The sequence below is a fragment of the Parapedobacter sp. SGR-10 genome, from assembly GCF_011030405.1.
Classification (GTDB): Bacteria; Bacteroidota; Bacteroidia; order Sphingobacteriales; family Sphingobacteriaceae; genus Sphingobacterium.
In genome coordinates this window covers 1-15,093 of sequence record NZ_JAAJTJ010000013.1, presented here as the reverse complement: position 1 = coordinate 15,093, position 15,093 = coordinate 1, and the positions used below count along the sequence as shown (strand labels likewise).

16 protein-coding genes are annotated in these 15,093 nt (G+C 42.5%); 10 read left to right on the top strand and 6 right to left on the bottom strand.

The window, feature by feature from the left end; translation table 11 throughout:
- Positions 1-7 precede the first annotated feature (7 nt).
- The 4 genes from G5B00_RS10600 to dinB all read left to right on the top strand — a co-directional run bounded on the left by G5B00_RS10600 (position 8) and on the right by dinB (position 3,241).
- Entirely contained in the window at positions 8-424 is a 417-nt protein-coding gene (locus G5B00_RS10600; RefSeq protein ID WP_163874734.1) for a barstar family protein, read from the top strand.
- Positions 425-460: 36 nt separating this feature from the next.
- Entirely contained in the window at positions 461-1,282 is an 822-nt protein-coding gene (locus G5B00_RS10595) for a helix-turn-helix domain-containing protein (RefSeq protein WP_240894459.1), read from the top strand.
- Positions 1,283-1,317: 35 nt separating this feature from the next.
- Positions 1,318-2,076, top strand: a complete 759-nt coding sequence (locus G5B00_RS10590; RefSeq protein WP_240894458.1) for an FAD-binding oxidoreductase — start codon at positions 1,318-1,320, stop codon at positions 2,074-2,076.
- Positions 2,077-2,161: 85 nt separating this feature from the next.
- A complete protein-coding gene (gene dinB / locus G5B00_RS10585; RefSeq protein ID WP_163874728.1) occupies positions 2,162-3,241 on the top strand; it encodes a DNA polymerase IV in 1,080 nt (359 codons plus the stop codon).
- Positions 3,242-3,260: 19 nt separating this feature from the next.
- On the opposite strand, the gene G5B00_RS10580 is transcribed toward dinB, so the two are convergent.
- Positions 3,261-3,974: a DsbA family oxidoreductase gene (locus G5B00_RS10580; RefSeq protein ID WP_163874725.1), complete on the bottom strand. Its 714-nt coding sequence runs from the start codon at positions 3,972-3,974 to the stop codon at positions 3,261-3,263.
- 128 nt (positions 3,975-4,102) lie between these two features.
- A complete protein-coding gene (locus G5B00_RS10575; protein ID WP_163874722.1) occupies positions 4,103-4,666 on the bottom strand; it encodes a hypothetical protein in 564 nt (187 codons plus the stop codon).
- A gap of 385 nt (positions 4,667-5,051) precedes the next feature.
- Between G5B00_RS10575 and argH the strand changes: the two genes are divergently transcribed.
- Positions 5,052-6,383, top strand: coding sequence for an argininosuccinate lyase (argH, locus tag G5B00_RS10570; RefSeq protein WP_163874719.1), 1,332 nt, complete (start codon positions 5,052-5,054; stop codon positions 6,381-6,383).
- Between the two features lie 36 nt (positions 6,384-6,419).
- On the opposite strand, the gene G5B00_RS10565 is transcribed toward argH, so the two are convergent.
- The gene (locus G5B00_RS10565; RefSeq protein ID WP_163874716.1) at positions 6,420-7,232 is read right to left on the bottom strand and encodes a ZIP family metal transporter; all 813 of its coding nucleotides are present in this window, start codon (positions 7,230-7,232) and stop codon (positions 6,420-6,422) included.
- A complete protein-coding gene (locus tag G5B00_RS10560) occupies positions 7,229-7,825 on the bottom strand; it encodes a phosphatase PAP2 family protein (protein WP_163874713.1) in 597 nt (198 codons plus the stop codon). The genes G5B00_RS10565 and G5B00_RS10560 overlap by 4 nt, the downstream gene beginning before the upstream one ends.
- Before the next feature lie 355 nt (positions 7,826-8,180).
- Between G5B00_RS10560 and glmM the strand changes: the two genes are divergently transcribed.
- Positions 8,181-9,563 (top strand): phosphoglucosamine mutase, encoded by a 1,383-nt coding sequence (gene glmM / locus G5B00_RS10555; protein ID WP_163874709.1) that lies wholly within the window; start codon positions 8,181-8,183, stop codon positions 9,561-9,563.
- 57 nt (positions 9,564-9,620) lie between these two features.
- Here glmM and G5B00_RS10550 read toward each other — a convergent pair whose 3' ends face one another.
- Positions 9,621-10,394: a DUF3575 domain-containing protein gene (locus G5B00_RS10550; protein ID WP_163874706.1), complete on the bottom strand. Its 774-nt coding sequence runs from the start codon at positions 10,392-10,394 to the stop codon at positions 9,621-9,623.
- Positions 10,395-10,468: 74 nt separating this feature from the next.
- On the bottom strand, positions 10,469-11,380 hold the full coding sequence (gene rlmF / locus G5B00_RS10545; RefSeq protein ID WP_163874703.1) for a 23S rRNA (adenine(1618)-N(6))-methyltransferase RlmF: 912 nt from the start codon (positions 11,378-11,380) through the stop codon (positions 10,469-10,471).
- 234 nt (positions 11,381-11,614) lie between these two features.
- Between rlmF and thrS the strand changes: the two genes are divergently transcribed.
- The 4 genes from thrS (at position 11,615) to rplT (ending at position 14,878) form a co-directional block, all read left to right on the top strand.
- Positions 11,615-13,540, top strand: coding sequence for a threonine--tRNA ligase (gene thrS, locus G5B00_RS10540; RefSeq protein WP_163874700.1), 1,926 nt, complete (start codon positions 11,615-11,617; stop codon positions 13,538-13,540).
- A gap of 12 nt (positions 13,541-13,552) precedes the next feature.
- Positions 13,553-14,113, top strand: coding sequence for a translation initiation factor IF-3 (gene infC / locus G5B00_RS10535; RefSeq protein WP_163874697.1), 561 nt, complete (start codon positions 13,553-13,555; stop codon positions 14,111-14,113).
- Between the two features lie 116 nt (positions 14,114-14,229).
- Positions 14,230-14,430, top strand: coding sequence for a 50S ribosomal protein L35 (gene rpmI, locus G5B00_RS10530; RefSeq protein ID WP_163874694.1), 201 nt, complete (start codon positions 14,230-14,232; stop codon positions 14,428-14,430).
- A gap of 103 nt (positions 14,431-14,533) precedes the next feature.
- Positions 14,534-14,878 carry a 50S ribosomal protein L20 gene (rplT, locus tag G5B00_RS10525; RefSeq protein WP_163874692.1) on the top strand — a complete coding sequence of 115 codons (345 nt, stop codon included), beginning with the start codon at positions 14,534-14,536 and terminating at the stop codon, positions 14,876-14,878.
- Positions 14,879-15,093 lie beyond the last annotated feature (215 nt).

The following is a 15,093-nucleotide window of genomic DNA, read 5'->3' as shown; positions in this document are numbered from 1 at the left end:
ACAAAAAATGAATTCCAAAAATGAAAATACAACCTGCCGAATTTATTTGCAGGGTCGTAAAATCACGGATATCGCTTCGTTTTACAAACAACTTAATCAACAATTGATGGAGGAAGAAGATTGGAAACTGGGCGAAAGTTTGGATGCTTTTGACGATTTACTATATGGTGGCTTTGGGAAATGGAAGAGCTGTGAGCAACTGGAGATTGTGTGGAATGACGTCGCTATATCGGAACAGTTTTTGGGAATGGAAACAACAAAAGCCTATTATGAATCAAAACTGTTTGAAGGAAGTCCGTACAATCAAGAATTCATCAAAGGAAAAATTAAAGAATTAATACACGAAAATGGAAAAACTTACTTCGAAATCATATTAGAAATTGTAGATAGTCACAAGGAACGTGTACGACTTATTAAAAAGTAAATAATGCAACATAGAAAGGATATTCCTGTCAGGACTTTGCCTAAAGAATTTGGTAATGGCATTGCTGTTGCAAAAGTTTCATCAGAATCTTTTTTGGAGAATGAAGAAACCATGCAGGCCCACCGACATGATTATCACTTTTTTGTTTTACAGAAAAAGGGAACTACACTCACTGAAATAGATTTTGAACAATATCTGATCGATAAGCCAACGATCGTTTATCAATCACCCATTCAAGTACATCGGGCATTGAAAGTAGAGCATGTAGAAATCTATATGTTGATCATCACCAACGAAAATATCCATGCGAACTATCTAAATATTCTGCAGAGCATCACGCCTTTGAAGCCCTTATGCATTGATTCAGAGGATCTTGATATTGTTCAAAAAAGCTATAGTCTGTGTGAAGAATTCTATGGAAGAACTAAAGATAAGCTGTATTTTTCGTTGCTGAAGGACAGTAGTAATGCTTTGATTGCTTTACTTATTTCTTTGTATTTGAAACAAATCAAAGCAGCCGAATCACTTTCGCGATTTGAGCGGATCAATAAAGCCTTTTTGCTTTTATTGGAACAAAGATTTCATATCCTCAAACGCCCTGGCGAGTATGCTGCCCAGCTTAATATTTCTGTTTCCTATCTCAATGAATGCGTAAAAAATGTAACAGGTTTTTCTGTTTCGTATCATATACAGCAACGTGTTGTTTTGGAAGCGAAACGATTGCTTTATCACTCTGACAAATCGGTTAAAGAAATAGCTTTGGAATTGGGTTATGAAGATTATCCCTATTTTTCTCGTTTGTTTGCCAAGGTATGCGGTATGAATGCTAGGTTGTTTCGTACAAAAAACCACGTTTAATCCAATTATTACATTTATTTACCCTTTTTTCCTCATTGGCTGATGGCTTTCTTTGTGGTTCAACAAAAACATTAGATATGCCGAGCGCTCCCAAATGGTTTTTTGATACACTGGATTTCTTCGTGTCTCAAATTCCTCAAGTAGAAGTAAGTAAGATAGAATCTTTGTCGCCATCCGTAAAGAGGATTAGCCTGCAAGGTTATTTTGAAAAATTACAGTTTTCTGTAGGTGCTTTTTTTGATATACGTGTATCGGATACCGATGCCAGAAGATATACTGTTGCGGAGATAAACACAGAAAAAGACAACTTAAAATTAATTGCTCATATTCATGGCAATGGGTGTGGTAGCGACTTCATGGACAATCTGAAAATAGGTGATAAGATCACCCTCAACAAGCCACGGACGGAACAAAAGTATTACGATAAATCGGCAGAAAAAATTGTGTTCTTTGGAGATGAAACTTCACTGGCATTGGCCTGCTCCTTTTTGCCAATTATGCAAGAACAAAATAAGCCGTATCAATTTATTCTTGAGTTGGACGAAGAAAATAAGCATGTTCCCGGATTATTAGGACTGAAAAATAGCATTGTGTTCCCAAAAACAGGGCTGTTTCTTAATCCGGATTGGATTAAGGATTTGACTATTTTCAAAACGGAAGATTGGTCGGATGCTTATTATGTCCTTACCGGAAATGTGAAATCTGTACAAAATTTTAGAAAAGTAATAAAAAAGCAGAGCAATGCGCGGGTGAAGCATCACGGCTATTGGCTTCAGGGAAAAAAAGGACTTTAATTTCTTTTTTTGTTAAAAGCAGTTTTTCGTTAGAAGGTGAATCTTAATCCTTAGATTTACTTTTGTAAAAAAGCGAAAGGCTGTTATGGAAGTCCGTAGAAAAATAATCCATATCGACATGGATGCATTTTATGCATCGGTAGAGCAACGTGATTTTCCGGAATTACGAGGAAAAGCACTGGCAGTCGGTGGATCTCCAGATGGACGAGGAGTCGTAGCTACGGCAAGTTATGAAGCGCGAAAGTTTGGCGTACGATCTGCTATGCCTTCGCGCAAGGCATTGCAACTCTGTCCCCATCTACTGTTTACCAGACCACGCTTTGATGTGTATAAGGAGGTCTCGGACAAAGTCAGATCAATTTTTCGACGGTATACCGATCTGATCGAACCTTTGTCTCTGGATGAAGCATATCTGGATGTCACGGAGGATAAGCTGGGGGTGGGATCGGCCATTGAGATCGCCAAACAGATCAAGTCGGCCATTAAGGAGGAGTTGAGACTGACGGCATCGGCAGGGGTATCGGTCAATAAATTCATTGCCAAGATCGCATCCGACTACCAAAAACCGGATGGATTGACATTTATTGGCCCTTCCAGGGTTATTGCGTTTTTGGAGCAATTGCCGATCGACCGGTTTTTTGGTGTGGGCAAGGTGACCGCCCAAAAGATGAAAGCCATGGGGATACATGTGGGAAAGGACTTAAAACAGTTTGCCGAACATGAGCTGATCCGAAAATTTGGCAAATCAGGAAAGTTCTTCTATCACATGGTCAGGGGAGAGGATTTTCGTCCCGTGAAGCCCAACCGGATTTCAAAATCTATTGGTATCGAAGATACATTCGAAACCGATATCAAAGAACGGGAGGATATGTTACAGGAATTGAAAGCACTGTGCTATAAATTGGAAAAGAGATTGGGGAACAAGACCAAGCAAGGCCGTACGGTGACTGTCAAAATAAGATTCTCAGACTTTACCCAGATCACACGTAGTAAGACTTCTTCGTATTATCTTAGTGGAGTGGAAGATATTTATGAGGCTGTGCACGAGCTGTTTGATAAGGTGGATACAACCGAAAGAAAAGTAAGGCTATTGGGTGTGACAGTCTCCAATTTTTATGAGAATGATATCCAGTCTTTGGACAATCCACAGTTGAAGTTGTTTTAAGAAAAGGTAGTGAAGTCCCTCACCCACACTCCCCGTCGGGCGTACATACATTTCCCTCGATGACATCGAGGGGCGGGATCGGATTGTCTTGACGCCATTCGGCAAAGGATTTTTGAAGGGTTTCTAAAAATACAGCTGACGGCTGTGCGCCGGAGACGGCATATTTGCGGTTGAAGACGAAAAAAGGTACTCCCGTGACACCGATCTGCTGGGCTTCCTGGATATCCTGACGTACCCATAGAGCGTATTGGTCATCGGTCAGCGCATCGTTTACCTCAGCTTCGCTGAGCCCGATTTCCTTGCCGATCTCTACCAATACAGTATCGTCTCCCAGATCTTTGTTTTGTGTGAAATGTGCATAAAAGAAAGCTTCTTCGGCGGTGTCCCCTAGGCCTTTAGTTTTTGCCAGTTGTAGGATACGGTGAGCTTTGAACGAGTTGTACACTACAGCCGTATCCAGACGATATTCCAGTCCGGCATTCGAGGCCATCTGGGTGACATGTGCATGCATCTCATGCACACGCTCTATAGCCATTCCTTTACGCTGGGCGAGGTATTCGGTAGCGGTCAAGCCCTTTTCCACATTCTGAGGTATATTCGGGTCGAGTTGAAAGCTTTTCCATATGACCTCTATATCTTTATCATGGCCAAATTGTTTCAATGCCGCTTCAAAATGACGCTTGCCGATATAGCAAAAAGGACACATGATATCACTCCAGATCTCTATTTTCATTTCTTCTTATTTTGTTTATGGATTAAAGATACGGAATTTTGATTGATAAAATTCTAGACGCATAGCGGTCGGGACTTTACACTATCCTTGCATGCTTTATGTTTCGACTACTATCATCTGAAGATAGGTCATTTCTCTACGATGACCTCTATAGAGATTCTGTTCTCCTGCAGATTATAGTTCGCTGACGTGTTTTTGGTATAGGGTTTCACTCTGATGATACCTCGTTTTCCCTTTACAGTTTTGAATAATACGAATCTGGTCACAAGATTATCCTGCTTGTCTGCCAGTAATACCTCGTTCGTATAGTTTTGAGTATGTTCGTTGAACACCGCGTCTAGCGCGGCTTTTGTCCCTGCTTCGGCTACACCATCGAAATCGATATTTGGCTGGCCGGCTGCCAATTTGGTGTTATTCAAGATCGAATAGGATGCATAGCCTTGTCTTCCTCCTCCTCCGGTCTGGTCACCATACGAAAAATAGGAAGATCCTCCGCAAAAACACCCGGCATAACTAAGACTTAAAAAGCAACGGGTCTCCACACCTTCCGAACTCATGTAGCCATATGCAATGTCAATGTCATTTTGATGATCACGTCCTTCTACTACGCCGTAGAGCCTACCATTGGCTAGATCTATTCCACATCTGGCATTCTGTACGGCTGCATTCGATATGTCCGACAATTGATACATATGAAGCTGCTCTAATTTGTCTTTTTTGCAACCATATAGCACTGTGCAAATGGCGATTGTCAAAAATAAAAAGTGTGTGTGTTTGTTCATGATGATTCTGCCTATTATATTTTATGATGACCACGATGATCAATGGATTAAAATTAATGTTTGATGGGAAGATATCGTTGGCTAATGAGTCAAAAGGGTGTTTGACTGAGTGAATAGGTCATTTTACAAAGGGAATGAACTTATCAGATCCTGTTTTGTGGTGAAAAAATATAGGTTTCAAGACATGGAGTGATGGTTTTGTTTTCTTCTTTTTATGACACTTTCAAAGAGGTTTCGAACTTTAGAAAAAGTTTGTAAATAAAATATGGTATTTTTGTGCTCCTAATTCACTGAAATGAAAATTTGGCAAAAAAATATAGATGTAGATTCCTTTGTGGAGTCTTTTACGGTGGGCAATGACCGTGCAATGGATATGCATTTGGCGGCGGCAGATGTGTTGGGCTCGTTGGCGCATACGCGCATGTTGAATAGTATAGGCTTGATGACGGATGAAGATCTGGTATCGGTGCAGCAAGAACTTAAGAATATTTACCGTGAAATCCTGGAAGGCAACTTTCAGATCGAAGACAGTGTAGAAGATGTGCATTCGCAAGTGGAGATGATGCTGACGCAACGGGTGGGAGAGGCCGGTAAAAAAATCCATTCGGGTAGATCCCGCAATGATCAGGTGCTGGTGGATCTGAAGCTTTATTTTAGGTCGGAGATACAAAGTCTATTCCAACATACAGAAGGACTGTTTCGGCAATTGGTCAGGTTGAGCGAGCAGCATAAGCGTGTGTTGATGCCGGGCTATACGCATTTGCAGATTGCGATGCCTTCTTCTTTCGGACTTTGGTTTGGGGCTTATGCAGAGAGCTTGGTGGATGACCTGGAACTACTGAAAGCGGCATGGCATATTTGCAACAAAAATCCATTGGGATCAGCCGCAGGATACGGTTCTTCCTTTCCGCTGAATCGTAAGATGACGACAGAACTATTGGGTTTCGAAGACCTCAATTATAATGTGGTCTATGCACAAATGGGACGGGGTAAGACCGAACGTATTCTGGCGCAAGCCATGAGCTCCATAGCGGCGACATTGGCCAAGTTTGCGATGGATGTCACTTTGTTCATCAACCAAAATTTTGGATTTATCTCCTTTCCGGCACATCTGACCACAGGATCCAGTATCATGCCGCACAAGAAAAATCCGGATGTGTTCGAACTTATTCGTTCGCGGTGCAACAAGATACAGGCTCTACCCAACGAAATCGCTTTGATGACGACAAACCTGCCTATCGGGTACCACCGTGATTTGCAGTTGCTGAAAGAGAATTTGTTTCCGGCATTTCAGTCTTTGAGCGATTGCCTGGAGATTGCTACATTTATGTTGGAGCATATCACGATCAGGGAGGATATCTTAAATGACCCTAAATACGATTACCTGTTCAGTGTAGAAGTCGTCAATAATGCGGTTTTGCAAGGCGTTCCATTCCGGGAGGCTTACCGTCAGATCGGATTGGATATTGAGAATGGAAATTTTCAGCCCTCCAAGGAGGTACACCATACGCATGAAGGTAGTATAGGCAACCTTTGCAATGATCAGATCGAACGGATGTTTGCTGAAGTGAAAAAGGGGTTTGGATTTGAAAGGGTGGAGCAGGCTTTGGATGATTTGATAAAGTAGAGACGCAAAATTTTGCATCTCTACAAATCTGTTTTTTTAATGATTATGATCTTTGTGGTCATGCCCATGGTCGTGGTCATGATGATGCTCATGGTGGTCATGCGAATGTCCGTGGTCATGATCATGGGGCATCAAAAAGCTTGTGAGGGATACAGCTATGCCCAGAAATACAGCAATCATTTTTTTCCTGTTGAAATGGTGGTGATCAGCAGAGCCGGATTCAAAGAGTATGGTTGTCGAGATATGTAGGAATATACCGATCACGATAGCCATAATCTTGTCAAAATGCTGTGAGATATCGCCGATCTGTCCTTGACTGAGCACATTGCTCGTCATGAAGCCCAGTGGAGTCATGGCGGCAAAAATAACCAGCATCAGAATGATATTTTGTTTTTTCAAGGAGGTACTGATCAACAAGCTACCCAAAGCAAAGGCTGCCGGAATATGGTGTACGGCTATGCCAAAGACCAATTGTGTCTGATGTCCAGCCACTAAAGGCATTCCTTCCAAAAAAGCATGCAGACACAGGCTGATCATAATGCCCAAAGGAAAACTGCTGTAATTGTGGTGATGGATATGCCCGTGTTCAATGCCTTGGGAAAACTGTTCCAACAGCAACTGAAAGATAAAACCTCCTAAGATATATAGCCCGATGATTTCGGGGCTTGTGCTACCTCCATTATACACATGCGGTATCAGGTGCAAAACGGTAATTGCAAAAAGATAGGCCCCACTGAACGAGAGGATGAGTTTGAGAAAAGAAGTATTGTCTCTCTTGACAAAAAATACAGCAAGGCCACTTATCAGCGCAGAGCCGAATAAAATCAAAATAATAAGAAATGAATTCATATAAGGGTGTTTTCAGAAGGTTGTGTTTCAAAGAATTGAGGAAAGAAACGTTTGAAAGCCCATCCGCTTGACAGGCCGATCAGCGTTCCCAAAAGGGCACCACATGCAACATCGAGCGGATAATGTACGCCCACATAGATCTGTGAGAAAGCGATAGATGCGGCCCAGAGGATAGCTAACCACAGGACATGCTTCCATTTTCTTCTGAACAGAACAATAAAAAAAAGAGCCATGGCAAAATGATTGGTAGCGTGCGAACTGGTGAAGCTATAGCCTGAGCCACAGCGTGCACGTAATGTGACATCATTTTTTAGTTCAACATCGTTGCATGGACGTACGCGTTTGACCGTATTTTTGATGATATGGGAAGATACCGCGTCGGATATGCCAAAGTTGACCAAGGTACAGACGACAATGATGATTCCCATCTTTCCGTAATGCTTGATAAAAAAGATAACCAGAAAGAGATATAACGGTGCCCAGGTAAACGGATTGCGCAGGATAGGCAGTAACCAATCCAGGAAGGAAGATCCTAGACCTTCATTAATCAATAGAAAAAGCTCTTTGTCGATATGTATTATTTCTTGCAACATGCTTGCAAAGTCAAAAGTAAAAATACAAAAATATGAAAAATCTCTTTATTGTATCAAAATACACAATGTTGCAACAAAGGTAGCTTTTTTCTGTGATACTTATCGAGTATAGTTGATGATTAATTTGAAATAGTTTATTTTTATCGATTACAATAAAAGGCAATACTGCATAATCTTGGCGATGTAGAGACGCGATTAATTGCCTCTCTACTCGAATAGGTGCAAAATTTAATGTGTGTCATGAAATACTTGTCAACTAAGGTTGGCTATTCTGTTGAAATAATTTATTTTTACGTCTTAGTTTGATTTGAGATGGATACAGGCTAAGAATACGCTTTTACTTTTAATCTATAAAATGACACTAATAAAATCAATTTCTGGAATTCGGGGGACGATAGGCGGTAGAACAGGAAACGGTCTCACACCGATAGACATCGTGAAGTTTACAGCTGCATTTGGCAAAATCCTGATCCAAAAGACAGGTAATAAAAAAATTATAGTCGGCAGGGATGCCCGTCAATCGGGAGAGATGGTCAATCATTTGGTCGTAGGGACGTTGCAGAGCATAGGGGCTGATGTTGTCGATCTGGGACTGTCTACTACCCCGACAGTGGAGATTGCCGTGCCTTTGGAGAAAGCTGCGGGCGGCATCATCCTGACGGCGTCACACAATCTGGGGCAATGGAATGCCCTCAAACTCCTCAATGACAAGGGCGAGTTTATTTCAGATGTAGAGGGCAAGGAAGTATTGACCTTGGGTGAGAGCCTGGATTTTGATTTTGCCGAAGTGCAGGATTTGGGACGGGTCACTGCGGACAGCAGCTACCTGCAGAAGCATATAGACGCTGTATTGGCTTTGGAATATGTGGATGTGGAAGCTATCCGAAAGGCTGATTTTAAGATTGCCGTGGATGCGGTCAACAGTACCGGGGGTATCTTTATTCCTGCTCTTCTGGAGGCTTTAGGGGTGCAAACGATTTATAAGATACATTGCGAACCCAATGGTCAGTTTCCGCACAATCCTGAGCCCTTAAAAGAACACTTGACAGACTTGTCTGATGCCGTACTGAAAAACAGTGCGGACTTGGGTATAGCTGTGGATCCGGATGTGGACAGGTTGGTGTTTATGATGGAAAACGGCGAGTTGTTTGGCGAAGAATATACGCTGGTGGCCGTAGCCGATTATATTTTGCAATATCAGAAAGGCAATACCGTCTCCAACTTGTCCTCGACAAGAGCCTTACGTGATATTACGCAGCAGCATGGAGGCAAATATTACGCTGCCGCAGTGGGTGAGGTCAATGTCGTGACAAAAATGAAGGAAGTCGATGCAGTAATCGGGGGCGAAGGAAACGGGGGCGTGATCTATCCGGCTTCACATTATGGAAGGGATGCCCTGGTGGGGGTCGCTATCTTTTTGAGCCATTTGGCAAAGCTGGGTAAAAAGGTTTCCGAATACCGTGCTGGATTGCCCCAATATTACATGTCCAAAAATAAAATCACGTTGACACCGGATCTGGATATCGACAATTTATTGGCCCGAATGCAGGAAAAATATGCACATGAAGACCATTCGACCATTGATGGGCTGAAAATAGACTTTGCGCAGGAATGGGTGCATTTGCGTAAGTCAAATACCGAACCGATTATCCGTATCTATTCGGAAGGACCTACACAAGAAGCTGCGGAGGCAGTTGCACAAAAGATTATGAAGGAGATCGAGGAGATTATCCGATAATAAACACGTAGAGACGCAATGCATTGCGTCTCTACAATTAAAATGATGCAAAATGCCTTAGAATCTATATCCGATAGACAAAGCTGTACGGATACCGCCCCAAGGGCTTTTTGTTTTGAATTTTATTCCGTTTGCATCCACGTCTTTGGATACGATTTTAACGAATGGAATTTCGTCAAGATCGTCGATCTGCTCACGTATTTCCTGTTGTTCGTCCGGTGTCAGCTCCCTATCTGGAGTTCCGCTCAGCGTTCCGCTACCGCTACCGTACCCGGGGCCTATAATGCGCCAGTCGAGGGCAACATTCTTTGCCAGCTTGAACTGTACACCGACCCCCAGACCTACTGTCAGGGCACTAAGATTACCTTTGGCCATCACTTCTTCTATTTTTTCATATCCTGAGCCTGTAGGGGGATCTATGTCAACCGGAATCGGTGTGCCTACCGCATAATTGGCGTATTTAAGGTAAGGTGCCAGGTAAAAACCTCTGAATGCTCCTTTTTTGCCTGTGTAATAACGTCCCTCGACGGCAAAGGAAGTAGCTCCAAGTGTCGTCTTTTCCAGGATATTCTTTGCATCCTCATCATCGACAAAAGAATTGATAGTCGAAGAAAAAGGAAGCTTGCTGTTGCCGCCACGGAAACTGAACATAGCTCCGGCAGTAAACCTGTCGGTCAATGCGCGTTCGTACTCTACTGCAATTGTTCCTGTCGTCAAAGGAAGTAAGTTCAGCTTGACCACATTAGGGTTTTCCTGTGCGCCAACTTTGGCAAAAGGAATTGTGCACAGGGCAATTCCCAGTGCAATAATGCATAATGTTTTGTTTTTCATTTTGTTATTTGGTTGGTATACGTTACAAAGGTAATAATTTGTTTTATTAATGAAAATTTGTTGTAATTTTTAAATTATTTCCACTTCCAGGCTAATATACGGGATAGCTTTTGGCCTTGCTTGGTCTGGATGATCCGGATGTCGGCCGCTTTGTGGTATTCCAATACAGCCAATAGCGGTTTGAGATGGTCTTTGTCGGCTACCAGTGAAGAGATCCAGTTGAGCTGGTCCTTATATTTGAGGCTGTCGTAGATAAGTTGGGTAATAAAGGCTTTTTCTCCTCCATTGCACCACAGCTCGTTGGCATGACCACCGAAATTCTGTACCGTAGGTATATTCTTGTTTTTGTTGAGATTGTTGAATTTCTTGGTGCTGCTGTTCCAATTGTCCTCGCGGGATTTGAAGAATGGAGGGTTGCACATGACTGCGTCAAATTGATCTTTCTCGTATATCACTCCTTCCAAAATATTGTTTTTGTCGTTTTGGAAGCGCAATTGTATTTTCTTTTTTAACCAAGGATTCTTATTGATATTGACTTCGGCATAGTGAAGAGAGGTACGGTCGATCTCGGAGGCTGTGAAGTTCCATTCGTACTCTTGAGCCCCGATCAGCGGGTAGACCAGGCTGGATCCTGCTCCGATATCCAGGATATGGACCTGGCTGCCGGTAGGGATCGACCCTTGATGGGCTTCTGCCAACAGATCTGCCAAGTAATGTATATAGTCGGCTCTGCCGGGTATAGCCGGACAAAGACTGTTTTTGGCAATATCCCAATATTTTAGTTTGTAGGTGTCCAATAACAAAGCTTTGTTTAGTTCAAATACAGCTTTTGGATCGGAAAAGTCAATGGTTTCTTTTCCATAGTCATTGACAAAGACAAAAGATTCGAGATTGGGTAGTGCGGATCGGAGATGTTGCAGATTGTATCCGCCTTGATGTTTATTTCTTGGGTGCAGTGAAGATACAGGCTTGTTTTTGTTTGACATGTTGACCTTTTTTGCAAAGGTACGGTTAAAATGATGTAGGGGCAAATAATCTATCATGTGGGCGAAACATTTTTCGCCCCTACATTGCAAAAAACCTTTTTTATAACTCCCAAATATTAAGTACCTTTGTATCTTTAACGAATAGGCCTTGTCGGGTAGGAAAACAGTATAATTGTACATGCTGTATCCGATTTGTCCTCCATTTATTTCATAAATTAAAAATCATAATTGTAGATGATTAACATTACACTCCCTGATGGTTCTGTCCGTCAGTATGAAAAAGGCACTACTGCAATGCAGATAGCCTTGTCAATCTCCGAAGGTTTAGCTCGAAATGTATTGGCCGCCGAAGTAAACGGCGAGGTGTGGGACGCATCCCGTGCCATTGAAGGTGATGTTACGGTCAAATTGCTGACCTGGAACGATGACAAAGGTAAGTCTACTTTTTGGCATTCCTCTGCACACTTATTGGCCGAGGCGTTGGAGGCTCTGTATCCGGGGATCAAATTTGGTATCGGTCCGTCGATCGAGACCGGATTTTATTACGATGTAGATTTCGGCGACCGTGAGTTTTCGTCCGATGAGTTCAAGCAGATCGAAGACAAGATGCTGGAACTTGCGAAACGTAAAGAGATTTTTGAGCGAAAGTCCGTTTCCAAAACAGATGCATTGGCTTATTTTGAAGAAAAAGGGGATGAATATAAGCTGGATCTGATCAAGGATCTGGAAGATGGCAAGATCACATTCTATACCCAGGGAGATTTTACAGACTTGTGCCGTGGACCACATATCCCGAATACAAGTTTTATCAAAGCGATAAAACTGACCAATGTAGCGGGGGCATATTGGCGTGGGGATGAGAGCCGCAAGCAGTTGACACGTATCTATGGCGTCTCTTTTCCCAAGGCTTCGGAACTTTCGGATTATTTGAAATTCATTGAGGAAGCAAAGAAACGGGATCACCGCAAGCTGGGAAAGGAATTGGAGCTATTTGCCTTTTCGGAGAAAGTCGGGATGGGCTTGCCTTTGTGGCTGCCCAAAGGAGCCGCTTTACGTCAAAAGTTGATTGATTTCTTACAGCGTGCACAGATTAAGGCGGGGTATGAACCTGTAGTAACTCCACATATTGGTCACAAACAATTGTATGTCACTTCGGGGCATTATGAGAAATATGGAGCAGATGCTTTTCAGCCGATCAAAACACCGGTAGAAGGGGAGGAATTCTTCCTCAAGCCGATGAACTGTCCACATCATTGTGAGATATACAAGACAAAACCACGTTCGTACAAAGAGCTTCCGGTTCGTTTTGCGGAGTTCGGTACGGTCTATCGCTATGAGCAATCTGGCGAATTGCATGGTTTGACACGCGTGAGAGGGTTTACACAGGATGATGCCCACCTGTTCTGTCGTCCAGATCAGGTCAAGGACGAGTTCAAAAAGGTCATCGATCTGGTGCTCTATGTGTTTGGTGCATTGGGTTTTGAGGACTATACTGCACAGGTATCCCTGCGCGACCCCGAAAACAAGACAAAATATATCGGTTCGGACGAAAACTGGGCTCTGGCCGAAGCCGCGATTGTCGAAGCGGCGGCTGAAAAGGGGCTTCCTACAGTGGTGGAATATGGCGAGGCGGCTTTCTATGGTCCAAAATTGGATTTCATGGTCAAGGATGCTTTGGGGCGTAAATGGCAGTTGGGTACCATTCAGGTCGATTACAACCTGCCCGAGCGTTTTGAACTGGAATATACAGGCAGTGACAATCAAAAACATCGGCCTGTCATGATACATCGGGCACCGTTTGGATCCCTGGAGCGTTTTGTAGCAGTATTGATCGAGCATTGCGGAGGACAGTTTCCGTTATGGCTTGCGCCAGAGCAGTTTATCATCTTGCCTGTATCGGAAAAATACGAAGAATATGCACAAAAACTTTTGGAATCGCTAAATAATTCCGATATTCGCGGTCTAATCGATCTTCGCGACGAAAAGGTCGGACGTAAGATACGTGATGCCGAGGTCAAGAAACTCCCTTACATGCTTATTGTAGGTGAAAAGGAGGTAGAAAGCGGTACCGTTTCTGTCCGTAAGCACGGGTCGGTAGACTTGGGCTCAATGACAAAAGAAGAGTTCAGGGATTTAGTAATAAAAGAAATAACCGTTTAAAAATTTAAACATTTGGCATTAAAAAGACCTGGTGGTCCAAGACCACCGATGAGAAAGAAAGAACCAGATCACCGTATCAATGAGCATATTCGTGTGCCAGAGGTGCGTTTAGTGGGTGATAATGTTGAGCCGGGAGTATATCCTACCCGCAAGGCATTAGAATTGGCTGATGAGTTGGAACTGGATTTAGTGGAAATTTCGCCAAATGCTGCTCCACCGGTGTGTCGGATCATCGATTACAGCAAGTTTGTCTACGAACAAAAGAAAAAGCAAAAAGAGATCAAAGCCAACGCGAAGCAGACGGTTATCAAAGAGATCCGTTTCGGTCCCAATACGAGCGAGCACGATTTTGACTTCAAACTGAAACATGCTATACGCTTCCTCGAAGCAGGGGAAAAGGTGAGGGCATATGTACATTTCAAAGGTCGTGCGATTGTATTTAAGGAACAAGGGGAAATCTTATTGTTACGTTTTGCCCAGGCCTTGGAAGATTACGGTAAGGTGGAATTGCTGCCTAAATTGGAAGGTAAGCGTATGTTTTTGACTTTAGCTCCGAAGGTAACGAAGAAGTGATTAAGTGATCAGTAATCAGTCGTAAGTAGTCAGTGTGTGACTGATAACTGAACACTGTCCACTGACAACTAAGATAAGAATTCTAACAAATTGATATACATATAATATTTAGTATTATGCCAAAAGTGAAAACCAATTCCAGTGCGAAAAAACGTTTCAAATTGACTGGAACAGGTAAGATTGCAAGAAAGAATGCTTTTAAAAGCCATATCTTGACAAAGAAAACGACAAAGCAAAAGCGTGGTTTGACACAGACAAGCTACGTTTCTGATGGCGACTTGGGTAATGTAAAACGCATGTTGGCTATCGGTAAATAGTCCTTTTCATTTATTTTTATTTAACAATATTTTTTAACCGGGTATTGGGTCGTAAGATTACTGAAAAACGTAACGCCTTTTACCAAACTAAATTTTTAAAATTATGCCACGTTCGGTTAACGCAGTAGCTTCGAGAAGAAGAAGAAAAAGAATCTTGAAAATGGCCAAAGGCTATTTCGGTTCACGTAGCAAAGTATATACTATTGCTAAAAATACAGTAGAAAAAGGTTTACAGTACGCATACCGCGACCGTAAAACCAAAAAACGCGAGTTTAGAGCTTTATGGATACAACGTATCAATGCAGGTGCGCGTGAGCACGGTATCTCGTACTCACAATTCATCGGTAAGCTCAACGCCAAGAGCATCGGTCTGAACCGTAAGGTTTTGGCTGACTTGGCCATGAACAATCCGGATGCTTTCAAAGCAGTTGTAGACGCAGTAAAATAAAGTTTTAATCCGTTATCAGTTTGTTAGATATTGAAAAAGAGCCTTTTCTAGGCTCTTTTTTTGTGACTGTATTTTTTGTGAAAGAGATTAAACCTTATAGCATCACCCGTGGTCTTAGAAATAGTTGTCTGGAGAAAAAGTTTAGTTTTTATATTTGAAGTAAATGACTACTTTTATCCACGTGACACAAATCGTGTTAAATAGTTATTTATAAA

Coding starts and splice junctions, on each gene's coding strand:
- G5B00_RS10550 (WP_163874706.1), bottom strand. CDS start 10,394: ATGAAAAACAAAACATTATGCATTATTGCACTGGGAATTGCCCTGTGC.
- dinB (WP_163874728.1), top strand. CDS start 2,162: ATGGAAGTCCGTAGAAAAATAATCCATATCGACATGGATGCATTTTAT.
- rplT (WP_163874692.1), top strand. CDS start 14,534: ATGCCACGTTCGGTTAACGCAGTAGCTTCGAGAAGAAGAAGAAAAAGA.
- G5B00_RS10580 (WP_163874725.1), bottom strand. CDS start 3,974: ATGAAAATAGAGATCTGGAGTGATATCATGTGTCCTTTTTGCTATATC.
- rpmI (WP_163874694.1), top strand. CDS start 14,230: ATGCCAAAAGTGAAAACCAATTCCAGTGCGAAAAAACGTTTCAAATTG.
- glmM (WP_163874709.1), top strand. CDS start 8,181: ATGACACTAATAAAATCAATTTCTGGAATTCGGGGGACGATAGGCGGT.
- G5B00_RS10565 (WP_163874716.1), bottom strand. CDS start 7,232: ATGAATTCATTTCTTATTATTTTGATTTTATTCGGCTCTGCGCTGATA.
- argH (WP_163874719.1), top strand. CDS start 5,052: ATGAAAATTTGGCAAAAAAATATAGATGTAGATTCCTTTGTGGAGTCT.
- G5B00_RS10600 (WP_163874734.1), top strand. CDS start 8: ATGAATTCCAAAAATGAAAATACAACCTGCCGAATTTATTTGCAGGGT.
- thrS (WP_163874700.1), top strand. CDS start 11,615: ATGATTAACATTACACTCCCTGATGGTTCTGTCCGTCAGTATGAAAAA.
- G5B00_RS10575 (WP_163874722.1), bottom strand. CDS start 4,666: ATGTATCAATTGTCGGACATATCGAATGCAGCCGTACAGAATGCCAGA.
- rlmF (WP_163874703.1), bottom strand. CDS start 11,380: ATGTCAAACAAAAACAAGCCTGTATCTTCACTGCACCCAAGAAATAAA.
- G5B00_RS10560 (WP_163874713.1), bottom strand. CDS start 7,825: ATGTTGCAAGAAATAATACATATCGACAAAGAGCTTTTTCTATTGATT.